Origin of the sequence: Diaphorobacter sp. HDW4A, assembly GCF_011305995.1 — a bacterium.
GTDB lineage: Bacteria > Pseudomonadota > Gammaproteobacteria > Burkholderiales > Burkholderiaceae_C > Diaphorobacter_A.
Genome location: NZ_CP049910.1, coordinates 1,209,745 through 1,221,946, shown reverse-complemented (window position 1 = coordinate 1,221,946; position 12,202 = coordinate 1,209,745). Strand labels below are relative to the sequence as shown.

General features: G+C 57.2%; 11 protein-coding genes and 1 pseudogene. 10 read left to right on the top strand and 2 right to left on the bottom strand.

Annotation, left to right across the window (positions count from 1 at the left end; translation table 11 throughout):
• Positions 1–16: 16 nt before the first annotated feature.
• The 8 genes from G7047_RS05510 to G7047_RS05475 all read left to right on the top strand — a co-directional run bounded on the left by G7047_RS05510 (position 17) and on the right by G7047_RS05475 (position 7,040).
• On the top strand, positions 17–538 hold the full coding sequence (locus tag G7047_RS05510; RefSeq protein WP_240939377.1) for a VOC family protein: 522 nt from the start codon (positions 17–19) through the stop codon (positions 536–538).
• A gap of 3 nt (positions 539–541) precedes the next feature.
• Positions 542–916, top strand: a complete 375-nt coding sequence (locus tag G7047_RS05505) for a nuclear transport factor 2 family protein (protein ID WP_166301854.1) — start codon at positions 542–544, stop codon at positions 914–916.
• Positions 917–1,023: 107 nt separating this feature from the next.
• Positions 1,024–1,161 carry a hypothetical protein gene (locus G7047_RS05500; protein ID WP_166301852.1) on the top strand — a complete coding sequence of 46 codons (138 nt, stop codon included), beginning with the start codon at positions 1,024–1,026 and terminating at the stop codon, positions 1,159–1,161.
• Positions 1,158–2,777 (top strand): bifunctional 3-(3-hydroxy-phenyl)propionate/3-hydroxycinnamic acid hydroxylase, encoded by a 1,620-nt coding sequence (locus G7047_RS05495; RefSeq protein ID WP_166301849.1) that lies wholly within the window; start codon positions 1,158–1,160, stop codon positions 2,775–2,777. Before G7047_RS05500 ends, G7047_RS05495 begins: the two co-directional genes overlap by 4 nt.
• Positions 2,774–3,661, top strand: a complete 888-nt coding sequence (locus G7047_RS05490) for an alpha/beta fold hydrolase (RefSeq protein ID WP_166301846.1) — start codon at positions 2,774–2,776, stop codon at positions 3,659–3,661. Before G7047_RS05495 ends, G7047_RS05490 begins: the two co-directional genes overlap by 4 nt.
• A gap of 7 nt (positions 3,662–3,668) precedes the next feature.
• Entirely contained in the window at positions 3,669–4,589 is a 921-nt protein-coding gene (locus tag G7047_RS05485; protein WP_166301843.1) for a helix-turn-helix domain-containing protein, read from the top strand.
• A gap of 44 nt (positions 4,590–4,633) precedes the next feature.
• Positions 4,634–5,623, top strand: coding sequence for a tripartite tricarboxylate transporter substrate binding protein (locus G7047_RS05480; RefSeq protein ID WP_166301840.1), 990 nt, complete (start codon positions 4,634–4,636; stop codon positions 5,621–5,623).
• 232 nt (positions 5,624–5,855) lie between these two features.
• On the top strand, positions 5,856–7,040 hold the full coding sequence (locus tag G7047_RS05475) for a VOC family protein (RefSeq protein ID WP_166301837.1): 1,185 nt from the start codon (positions 5,856–5,858) through the stop codon (positions 7,038–7,040).
• Positions 7,041–7,081: 41 nt separating this feature from the next.
• Here the strand turns inward: G7047_RS05475 and G7047_RS31465 are convergent, their stop codons facing one another.
• Together G7047_RS31465 and G7047_RS05465 are read right to left on the bottom strand one after the other, a co-directional pair.
• On the bottom strand, positions 7,082–7,216 hold the full coding sequence (locus G7047_RS31465) for a zinc ribbon domain-containing protein (protein WP_205904828.1): 135 nt from the start codon (positions 7,214–7,216) through the stop codon (positions 7,082–7,084).
• A gap of 104 nt (positions 7,217–7,320) precedes the next feature.
• A complete protein-coding gene (locus G7047_RS05465; RefSeq protein WP_166301834.1) occupies positions 7,321–8,394 on the bottom strand; it encodes a porin in 1,074 nt (357 codons plus the stop codon).
• 1,384 nt (positions 8,395–9,778) lie between these two features.
• Here G7047_RS05465 and G7047_RS05460 point away from each other — a divergent pair.
• Together G7047_RS05460 and G7047_RS05455 are read left to right on the top strand one after the other, a co-directional pair.
• Complete coding sequence (locus tag G7047_RS05460) at positions 9,779–10,387, top strand: O-methyltransferase (RefSeq protein WP_240939376.1); 609 nt, start codon at positions 9,779–9,781, stop codon at positions 10,385–10,387.
• A gap of 321 nt (positions 10,388–10,708) precedes the next feature.
• Positions 10,709–11,919: pseudogene (locus G7047_RS05455) on the top strand (transposase).
• The last annotated feature ends 283 nt before the right edge of the window (positions 11,920–12,202 follow it).

Here is a 12,202-nt window from a genome sequence, read left to right as displayed (position 1 = left end):
ACTGACTTTCAGCCACATGGGCTTTTTCGTGAACGATATGGCAAAAATGGAGGACTTCTATACGCGAGCTCTCGAGTTCACGGTCACCGACCGCGGCCAGCTCTCAGCTGCGAACGGCCCCATGCAGATCGTGTTCCTGAGCCGCGATCCCGCTGAACACCACCAGATCGTGCTGATGAACGGCCGGCCGGATGAGATCGCTTTCAATGTGATCAACCAGATCTCGTTGAAGGCCGACAGCCTCGCCACGCTGAAAGAGATGCACCGCCGCCTGGTGGCCGAAGGAATGCCCGGCATTGCCCCGGTGACCCATGGCAATTCGCTGTCCATTTATGTTCCGGACCCCGAAGGAAACCGGCTCGAGCTGTATTTCGAGCTGCCGTGGTACGTCTCGCAGCCACTGCGTGAGCCAGTGGATCTGACCCTTTCTGACGAAGCCATTTTGGCCCAGGCGGAAGCGCACGCACGATCGCTTACCGGCTTCAAGCCCCGCCATGAGTGGCGCGCTGAAATGGCCCGGCGCATGGGTCTGGCCTGACACATGAGCGAGATCGCACATTTATTGGCACTGGAAGAGAGACGCCGCAAAGCGATGCTGGACGCAGACGGGCCAACGTTGCGCCTGCTTCTCGCGTCTGATCTGCGGTACGTGCATTCAACGGGCGTGATCGACTCGTTCGACAGCCTGTTTGCCCGCTTGACATCGTCAGAGGTTGTCTACCAACACCTCGCCTTCGAGCAGTTGCAGGTGACTGCCACTGACGATGCGGGCGTGATCTCGGGAGAGATGCATGCCGAAATCCGCAAAGGCGATGAATCGAGACAACTGGCCAGTCGCTATATGGGCGTGTGGCTGCGTCGCGCTGGCGCCTGGCAGTTCAGTGCTTTCCAAAGCACCCGACTGCCGCAGACCTGAGCGTTGCGGTCTTGATGTCCACAACGTGGACAAGTGAAAAGCAGTCCATGCGCGCGTCCAAGTGTCCTCATAGACTGGGTCGAATCGCATAAGTACAGGAGAACTCCATGTCTCGATTCACTGATAAACCGATCGCCGATTCCTCTTCAGGGGCGGACTTTGCCACCGCTGGCCGCAATGCATCGCAGCCGCAGTTTCCGGTGTGCGTCGCGCACCTGAACCGCCTCGATGGGGTAGCGGCATGAAACGCTGGGATGTGCTCATTTCCGGCTATGGGCCAGTCGGCGCCACCTTGGCCATTTTGCTCGGACAGCAAGGCTTGCGCGTGCTGATCCTCGAGCAGTCCAGCACCGTGTTCGACAAGCCACGCGCAATCGGCATGGACCATGAGGCGATGCGCGTGATGCAGGAATGTGGCATTGCCGAAGCACTTGTCGAAAAGACCCGGCCATTTCGCGGCGCGCAATGGATCGGTGTCGACGGCCAGGTAATCGAGGAAATCGATCCCCACCCCGGCCCATTCCCGCTGGGTTGGGCGCCGAACTTCACCTTCATACAGCCGCAACTCGAAACGCTGCTCCGTGAGCGTGTGAGCCAACTGGACACCATTGACGTCAGGCTCGGTTGGAAACTCACCGAGGTGGAGCAAAGTGACACTGGTGTCGAAGTACGCGCCAGCAACGTCGCTTCAAACGACATCATGTCCTTTGAGGCCGACTACCTTCTGGCATGCGATGGTGCCGGAAGTACGGTGCGGACCAAGCTCGGCATTGGCGTTGAAGACCATGTGTTCGATGAATGGTGGATGGTGGTCGATGCCTTCCTGAAACGCCCTGTGGCACTGCCCGAGACGGGCCGCCAGTTCTGCAATCCGCAACGTCCCACCTCTTACATCCCGGGGCCGCAAGGCACGTATCGATGGGAGTTGAAGGTCATGCCACACGAGCAGGCCGAAGACTTCAAGCAGCCCGAGAACATCCTGCGCGCACTGGCGCCTTTTGTCGAAACTGATGCGCTCGACATATGCCGCAGCGCGGTCTACCGTTTTCACGCACTCATTGCCAAAGAGTGGCGCCGTGGCAAGGTACTGCTCGTTGGCGACGCCGCGCACCAGACGCCACCTTTCATGGGACAAGGCCTGTGTTCGGGCATCCGGGACGCCGTGAATCTGGCATGGAAACTGAGGATGGTCCATCAAGGTCTGGCCTCAAGCGCCCTGCTCGATGCCTACGAAGCCGAGCGACGCCCCCATGTGACGACGCTCATCACACGCACCAAGGCCATTGGCGAGCAAATCGGCGAACTCGACGTGGCGCGTGCACGTGAACGCGACGCGCGGATGGTGCAGGAGATGGCTGAGGCGCCCCGGCCGCGCCTGAGACAGAGCCTGATTCCCCTGCTCGACTCGGGCGTGCTGGATCCGCAACGCTCCCCAGCCAGTGGCCACCTGCTGGTGCAGCCCACCGTGCGCAATGCGCAAGGAGCGCTGAGCCTGCTGGACGATCAATTGGCCAACGGCTTCCTGCTGATCACGACCACGCCACAGGCGCAGGCCTGGCTGGGCCCGGAGGAATTGCGCCACTGGAATGAAATTGGAGGGGAGCGTCTGGTGCTGCTCGGCTCAACACAAGCGCCGCTCGCCTGCGAGCTGAGCCCGGTGCTGCGCGAGACAGCGTCGCTCTTTCAGCGCATGGCGCTTGAGCATGGTTTCGAAGCCGTGATCGTGCGTCCGGATCGCACGGTATTCGGCAGCGCTGTCACGCGCGAGGATCTGTGTCGCCTGTTGCGGGCACTGCATGCGCAACTACAACCAACGCATCACAACAGTCAAACCAAACATTACAACGAGGAAGTTCAATGACTACATCGGCAACGCGCGACATGGATGAATATCGCAGCATCTGGACAGATCTTTCCACAACGTCCTTTCGCCAAGGCTTTATTGACGCTGGCGGCATTCGCACGCGCTACGTTCAGGCTGGCCAGCCCGATGCACCGCCGCTGTTGATGCTGCACGGCACGGGCGGCAGTTGGGAAACCTTCTGCGGCAACCTCGGCCCGCTCGCGCAGCATTTCAACTGCATCGCTTTCGACATGGTGGGCAGTGGCCACAGCGACAAGCCCGACATGGGCTACGAAATCGGCGTCTACGTCAACCATGTGCACGCGGTGATGAAAGCCTTCGGCATTGAGCGCGCAAGCTTCATCGGTGTCTCGCTGGGCGCGTGGATTGCAGCGCGCTTTGCGCTGACCCATCCGCAAATGACCGACAAGCTGGTGCTGATTTCTCCGGCAGGCTTGATCAACAACGCAGCCAACATGGCCCATATCGTGGCGCAGCGCAGCCAGGCTGCCGACGCACCCACCTGGGACAATGTGAAGAGCGTCTTCATGCGCCTGCTGATGGAGGAAAAAAGTCGCATCGACGATATGGTGGCTGTACGCCGCGCGATCTACTCGCTGCCCGGCGCCAAGCAGGCGACGAAGAACGTTCTGGTGCTCCAGGACCCAGAGATCCGCCAACGCAACACGATCAGCGAGGAGGAGTGGCGTGAGCTGTCCGCCCCCGTGCTGCTGATCGGCGCAGTGGACGATCCGGATGCCTACCTGGAAACTGCTCAACGCCTGCGCACCCTTTTGCCCAACGCCAGCTACGTGGCGATGCATCGGGTCGGGCACTGGGGGCATTTTGAAGATCCGGTGACGTTCAATCGCGAGAGTCTCGCATTCCTGTTCGGGCGATGACCTCGTTTTGACGATTCTTGGCTCACATCACTCAGTCAAGTCCCTGGCCAAGGGGCTGGCAATCCTGGAGGCCGTCGGGCACCTGGGCAAGGCGTCTGCGGCCCAGATTGCCTCTGCCATGGCCATTCCGCGCCCTACCGCACACCGATTGCTGGAGACACTCTTCGAGCTCGGCTACGTGCAGCGCGAAGGGTTGCGTGATGGATACAGCCTTGCCTTGCGCGTGCGCGCACTGGCGTTCGGTTGTCGCGACGACGACTGGATTGCCGAGATTGCCGAGCCGCACCTCGCAATGCTCAGCGAAGAGGTTGTGTGGCCATGCGATATCGCCACGTACCAGAACGGTGCCATGATGATCCGTGCCACCACGCACCGACGCAGCCCCCTGTCGCTCGAACGCATCTCAAACGGGCATCTGGTCTCGATGCTGGCGACTGCGACGGGGCGCGCTTATCTGGCGTTCTGCAGCGACGCCGAACGGAGCGCCATCATCGAGACGCTTGATAGCACCGACCTTCCCGAACGCGACGATATGCGGCATCCATTGCTGCTGCAGCGCGAGCTGGATGCCACAAGGCTGCGCGGATATGGCGTTCGCATCCGTGGCATACAGCCCAAGACCTCAAGCATCGCGGCTCCTGTGATGGCCGGTAATCTGGTGGTCGCTTGCGTGAATATCAACTGGATCGATTCTGCGGTGGAACTGGCCACGATCCTCCAACGCCATCTCAAGCCTTTGCTGGCTGCTGCCAACGGCATTGCCGCAGCATATTCAAGAGCAATGCATGAGTCAGATTTGACTTCCCGATCACGCACTCAAAAGAAATTTGATGCTGCTGAAACCTCCATAACCATACCTTCTGGCTGTGTCGCAGCAGCCACCAAAAATCCAAGAGGCGCTACTACTACTCAGGATGTGAATCTTTAATTTCCCCGCAAGCAGAGTTTGAAATGTATAACCCAGGAGACAAAATGCTTCGAATCGAAAAAACGGAAATTGATCGCCGCAAGGTGCTTGCAACCCTGGTCGCAGGAGGTCTTATGACTGTCCCGACCTGGGCCAACGCCGCGACATATCCAGCGCGTCCATTGAAGAACATTTCATCGAGTGCCGGCGGCGCAATGGGCGACCTGCTTGCGCGCACCTTGGGGCAGAACCTCTCCGAAATCATTGGTCAACCTTTTGTGGTGGAAAACCGCCCAGGCGCAGGAGGCCATATCGCAGGCGAAGCGGTGGCTCGCAGCAACCCGGACGGCTACACCGTATTTATTGCCGGTGCATCGTTCTTTGCGCTCGCACCGATTCTTTTCCCAACGCTGGCATACGCGCCGGAAAAAGATCTGGTGCCCGTCGGCTATGTTTCAGATGCAATGCACCTCATATTGACCAATCGGCAGATTGAAGCCAAAAGTTTTGAGGAGTTCATGGAATATGCAAAGCGCAAAGGACCAGACGTCAATTTTGGATCAGCTGGCATCGGACATCCTTTGCATCTGTACATAGAGCAAATCCAAAAACGATTCGGCACCAAGATGACGCACATACCATATGGAGGTTCTCCAGCGGCGCTCCAGGCATTGGCTGCAAATGACATTCAATTTCTGGTCAGTGGGGTACCCGACGCCGCCTCTTATAGCAAGCAATTGAAGATCTTGGCCTTTACCGGCCCACAAGTCGACGGGATTGTTCCAGCATCCACGCCCAATCTGAATACGCTATATCCCGATCTGGCGTACTCGGGGTGGACGGCGATGTGGATGCCCAAGAAGACTCCTCCGGAGATTGTCGAATCCCTGGCCAAAAGCCTGGATAAATTGATGAACTCCTCGGCCTATCGCAAAGGGCTTGAAGCCATTGGCAATGTGCCTATGCGTGGAGGTGCGAGCGATGTCAATCGCCAGCTTGCTGCCGACATCCAAACCATGCGGGCTATCGCACGCGAAATCAATATTAAAAGCTAATTCCTTGAAGAGATGACGGCAGTGTAGAGGCTGCGCCAAAAATTCCGGCATCCACACCGACGCCAATCGCTTCACCTGCCCGATCCAATGGAAATAACAATATGGAAATCATGAGCAAAATGAACCTCAAAAGATCAACCCATATTGATTAATCAGCTGTCTTGATTCAGTACCAACCGGCATCTTGCAAAGATGCGTCATTTTTTAACTTTTCATTCAATCAATCAAAACCATGAACGCATCACCTGAAATTTACAATGTTGGCGGTGTCGAACTACCGCGTCCCTTCCAACTGGTACGCCTAGGGCACCTGGGCTTATGGGATCCGAAAATCGAACGCTGCCAGTCCACTTTCGTTGATCTGTTAGGCCTCAGGTACACAGATGATGTGCGAGTGCCCACTGGGGAGGTCATCGGATTTTTCACTACTTGCAACACCGATCACCATGCCCTGATCGCCATGGATCCGACCAATACAGATCCACTGCGCAAAGCATATTTCGATGCTGGAATCACATTGAACCAATTGTCGTTCCAGGTGAATAGTCTTCAGGAGATCAATGACGCGCACAGCTTCTTTCAGCGAAAAGGGGTGGAAATCAGCCGCATCGGACGAGATCTGCCAGGCAGCAACTGGGCAGTCTATGCATTTGATCCGGATGGGCACCGCGTTGAATTGTTCTACGGCATGGAGCAAATCGGTTGGAACGGCCTAAGCAAGCCCGCCGCCATGTACCAGCGACTGCCACATACGGAGTTCGAGCTCCCGCAACGCGCCGAAGCGCTTGAAGTGCAAGAAGCTCTCGCCAATGGCATCGATCTCTGCTCGGGTTTCGGACGCCTGTCCGAGCTGCCCTACAGCCACGATGTCGGTGGCGTCTTGCTGCAGCGCCCTTTCAAAGTGACGCGCGTGGGACCCGTACGCATGTTCGTTGCGGATATCGATGCGTCGGAACTCTTTTACACAGAGATTATCGGCCTGCAAAAGACGCAGGAAGTGATCTACAAGGGACATCGTTGCGTTTACCTGCGTGCGGGAAGCGAGCATCACAGTGTGGCGTTGATGCCGCTTGCACTGCGCGAGGAACTGAAATTCAGCGCCAAGACGACGTTGATGAGCCTGGGTCTGCAGGTCCAGACATACAGCCAGTTGCGTGCGGCGCGAGAGTTCCTGCGCAGCAATGGCCTCACCGAGGTGGAACTGCCCTGTGAACTCCATCCTGGAATTCAATATGCAGCGCATTTCATGCTGGATGACATGCACCGCATCGAGCTGTACTTCGATATGGAACAGATCGGCTGGAACGGTCAGCCATGCCCTGATACAGTGCCCGTGCCTGTGAATGAATGGCCGGAAACGCTGACTCAGACGACTTCGATTTTTGCTGGTCAGATCCGACAAGGACCTATGGCCTGATAAAGGGCGGGGAGTTCTCCCGCCTTGATGGATTGATATGCTCACCGCCTCCAGGAGGCGGTGATTTTTTCTCCGGCGAGGTGGCGATATTGCGCTGTGAGAATGTTCCAGGAAGCATGTACGTCCCTGTCATGCAGCGCGCCACATACGCTGCAGGTCCACTGTTCTGTTTGCAGACCCGCCCTACCTCACAGGTCACGCTCTGAGCACGGTACACATGTCCTGCGATTGGTTGGAGCGCTCCCACCGCAATTGATGGGGACGCGTACCTGCTAACGCATCAGAAATTGTGCAATAGGCCGAATCGAATCCCACTCATGGAATTTGAAGAAGACACTTCCAATGCTCCACCCGATGGGCCGAATGATGCAGGCACTGCGGCTGCATTGCTGGACTTCACGTGTGCGGCCATCGCATAAAGCTCGGTGCGGGCACTGATGAGGTACTTCGCGCCAACAAACGGTTGCTGGAGCCGTGCTTTCTGTCCCGTGGTATTGGTTGCCCATGCGTAGCCGAAGCCGCCGCCTACTCGCCAATGGACATCCGGTGCGTAGACCACGGTCAGTTCTAGCGGACGATTCTGTGCTTGCGTGGTGTCGTCCTTACCGACGCCGTAGTTGGCAGCAAAGATGAAGGGGCCGCTGTCATATTGCGTTTTGATGACCAACGCTTCACGGGCAAACACCGCTTTGGTGAAGTTGTCCTTGGTATACGCGGCACCGATGGCGAAGCCGTTGGACGAATACCGCAGCATGGCGCCATACATCTTGTCGGTTCTGTTTTCACTACCCATCGCATACATGAGGCCGGCACGTACCGCACCGAACTGGTTGTACCACTTGATGGCATTGTTGTAGCGGGCGCCTCCGTAGTGAAGGTCCACCGGTGGTGGTGCACCGGCCTGGCCGGCTGGCCGGCTGAAGCCGGTATAGCCTGACTGCATGCCACCCTCGATCATGGGTGTCCCATCCAGAATCCCCAGATCGGTGTAGGAGAGGTCAGGCATTCGACCGGCCTTGATCGTGCCCCAGGTGCGACTGGTCAGACCAACGCTGGCTTCCCGGTTCCAGAAGGTGTTCGCGTCAAACTGCGTACCCGTGTCGGTGAGAATGCCGGCCTCCAAATTGATGATGGCGGACAGTCCCTCTCCCAGATCTTCCGATCCGCGTATTCCCAGGCGCGAAGGCTTGCTGGGGCTGGAATCCAGCGACGTGCGCGAATGCCCTCCGGAATTGCTCAGATAGGTGACACCCGCGTCCAGGACGCCGTAAATGGACAGGGAGCTCTGGGCTTGGGCGCTGGGCACAAGCAGAGCACTGAGGACACCGAACGCTGCGTGATACGAGATTTTCATGACATTTGTCTCCTGCTTTTATTGAAATTTGGCCGAATACATCTCAACTTTTTGCTCATCGCTTACATAGAAGCTCCTGCTGCCAATCTGGCATGGCATGGATCCAAGGCCGCCGTCGAACTGCACCCTGCGCGCCCTCACCCGTGGTTTGCACGCGTATGGATCTACCGCTGCACCACAACGTCAGGCACGACTTCAATAGTTGATTTTTTAACATCCTATTATTTGAGACAATAGTAATTTCACAAAAACGCAAGGTCAAGAAAAATTTCATTTATGTCGCAAATAACGGGATATTTCAATATTGCACGCCTGCACACAGCACCTGCTTGACAGGCAACGGAAGGCGGCTTCGCACGATCTGTGCAACACAGCAAGCCCGTGAGACAGGCGTCAGACTCCGGTCAGGGCAAGGAAGCTCGTGGATAGGTGAAAGGCCACACTGGGTTTGGCCTGCAAGGAGCGGGTCGGCCCAGTTGTGCCCAGACATGCGCCACTACAAGCGGCACCGACTGTCATCTCGCAAGGAATGGCGCGTCACTTCCCGCAGATGTTTTGGCCGCATCGCAGGCAAAGCGAGCTGCGAGCGACCATCGTTGACGGAACTCACTATTTCAAGGCGTCTCGTAGATAGCCGCCACCGTCGACTCGCTTATACGTGTTGGGCAAGACCTCGCCGACGAGTTCGTTTCACGACGTGATTTCGCAGGCGTATTTGAGATTCCTGAGCAGCACGTCGTTCCGGTGTTTGTGGACAACCGACTCCTGAATTGGAGCCTGGATGTTCGCGCGCAGTACGCCGCCGTTCTAGCCTATTGCTGTAACTACTCAGGCCACCCTCTGGGTATGCCTTGTCCAGTCCGGCGCATATCGACGGCAGGCCGTCTGGGACGCGACCTCTATCGATGCCCAAGGACAGACCGACGGTGAGCACGCAGGGAGAACCGCCGAACAACGTCGAACCCGCGAAGGATCGCTTCCAGCGGGTGCAGAGTGCCAACTATGGGTCTGCAGCGCCAGTTCACAGCCGACCAATGAGCGCTTCACTGGCGGACTGAGTCAACGCTCCTTCGTGTGTTCTGGAATTCAGCGGGATCTCCGATGAGCGACCGCTATCAGCATCCGTAATCATTCAGCTCCTAAAGCTGGATGGCCGCTTTCAGCCTATCGCGAGGAGGCACGCACAGATGCTGAATGATCATGCACTTCTGGCCTCGGCGGCAACTTCTTGCTGGTCATTGCCGGCCACATGCAGTCATTCAGTTGCTGCAAAATTAGGGCTTGCAACAGCTTTCAAGAAGACCTACCAATGGTGAGACAACCTGACTATCAAAATTCTGACGTGCCGAAATGGGCTGCTGTAGATGCTTATTTTTCGTAAAACTTGGCTCCAGAAGATGAGGCGCTACGCTCCGCACTTGCTGCGAACGCCGATGCCGGGATGCCGACACATGACGTATCTGCCGTGCAAGGAAAATTCTTGGCGCTCATCGTTAGTCTCAGCCAAGCCAAGCGCGTGTTAGAGATTGGTACGTTAGGTGGATACAGCACTATCTGGATGGCACGAGCCCTACCAACAAATGGAGTTATCACCACCATTGAAGTCGACCCGGAACGGGCCAAAGTCGCGGCCAAGAACTGTGAATCCGCTGGGTGCGGAGACAAGGTTGACATTCGTACTGGTGCCGCATCTGATGTGTTGCCTCAGCTTCAAGGGCCCTACGACCTCATCTTCATTGATGCGGACAAACCAAACAACCCAAACTATCTGGAATGGGCGCTGAAGCTCGCACGTCCCGGAACCGTCATTGTTGGAGACAACGTGGTTCGAGGCGGCGCAGTCGTGGGCTCGGACAGCCAAGATGGCAACGTCCGAGGAGTCCGAGCATTCATCGATATGCTTTCTAAGAACGAGCGCCTGGACAGCACTGCATTGCAAACCGTCGGTGAAAAGGGTTGGGATGGTCTGACGATATCTATCGTCAAAAGTTAGGCTTTCTACCGTGACTGCACTGTCATGCCGTCAATGACGGCTATGGGTCAGCAGATCCAGTTCGCAGCCGACCAAAGCGAGCCTCGGTGGCGGGCTGGGGCAAAGTTCCTTCGTGCGCTCAGGAGTTCTGCAGGATCTCCGATGAGCGTCCGTTATCGGCGTCCGCAGTCATTGAGCTGTCAAAGTTGGATGACGGCTCTCAGCCTGAAGCAGGTCCTCGAACACCAACTTCAGTTTTGCAGCGAGGCTGTGTGAAAACCCTCTCTCTGACCGAAGTCGAATTCGGTAGAGTTCATAGACATATTGAACACGGGGGTCAATATGTCGAGATACATCGGGGGTCAGGACAGGCAGCAGGTCACGTTGCTGCCGGAGTGCCTGGATGACTTCATTGTAGAAGACAACACCGTTCGGATCGTGGACGTCTTCATCAATGACTTGGACTTGGTCGGTTTGGATTTCGATGGCGCAAAGCCAGCTGCAACCGGCCGGCCTTCGTATCACCCCTCAGTGCTGCTGAAGCTCTACCTCTACGGCTACCTCAACCGAATCCAGTCAAGCCGCAGGCTGGAGCGCGAATGCCAGCGCAATGTGGAGTTGATGTGGCTGACCGGCCGGCTCGCCCCTGACTTCAAGACCATCGCGGACTTCTGGCGCGACAACGGCAAAGGCATTCGCAATGTCTGCCGTTGGATCGTGATGCTGTGCCGCGAGTTGAAGCTGTTCACCGACGCCGTCGTGGCCATCGACGGCAGCAAGTTCAAGGCCGTCAACAACCGCGAGCGCAACTTCACGCCAGGCAAGATCGAACCCAACCAGTGGAGATGCAGGCAAAGACCGGGCGCCTGCAAGACAAGATTCAAAAGATGCGCCAGCGCCTGCAAGACCTTCAAGTCGTCAAGGCGCAACTGGAGACGGTGCCTGATCGGCAGATCTCCCAGACTGATCCTGACGCACGAGCCATGACCACCCACAGCGCCAAAGGCACGGCCATGGTGGGCTACAACGTGCGGACAGACGACAGCGGGATTGCAGCGCTTGTGCCCAAACCCATGACATCCAATGCGCGGGCCGAGGGCCGGTTCCACAAGACAGATTTCATCTACATCGCTCGCGACGACGAGTACCAATGCCCTGCGGGCCAGAGTGCGATCCGCCGCTTCAGTCGCGAAGAGGCTGGACTGCAGATCAGCATTTATTGGTCAAGTGCCTGCCCTGGCTGTGCCATGAGGGCGCAATGCACTACGAGCAATTACCGACGCATCCGGCGATGGGAGCACGAGGGAATCATGGACAAGGCCCAGCAACGGCTGGACCTGATGCCCAACCCGATGACGGTGCGCAAGAGCACCGTTGAACATGTGTTCGGCACACTCAAACATTGGATGGGCTGGACGCACTTCCTGACCCGAGGCATCCAGAACGTGGCAACCGAGATGAGCCTGAACGTGCTGGCGTACAACTTCAAACGCATCCTCAGCATCTTGGGCTTCGAGGGAAGCAAGAAAGCAATGCAGTTGTTGGGCGCATAGGCGCCCTTTGCGGTCGCCGCAGCCCCGATCTAAAGCCCCAAAAGGGCTCCAACATCGCCGTGGATTCTTCCAAACGGCGTCAAGTCGCAGAAATCGACAAATCTGCAACCTGCGTGTGACTCGTGTGGGCTCCCAGCGAGTTATCACACGGCCTCCAGCGGTTGCAGACCTTGGCCCCCGAAGGCTGCAGTATTGCTTACGGTGCAGAAGCGGTCAAAGCTTATGATCCTCCAAGCTGCAGGCATATTTGTTACATAATTGGTATCCATCCTGGGAGCTTGCC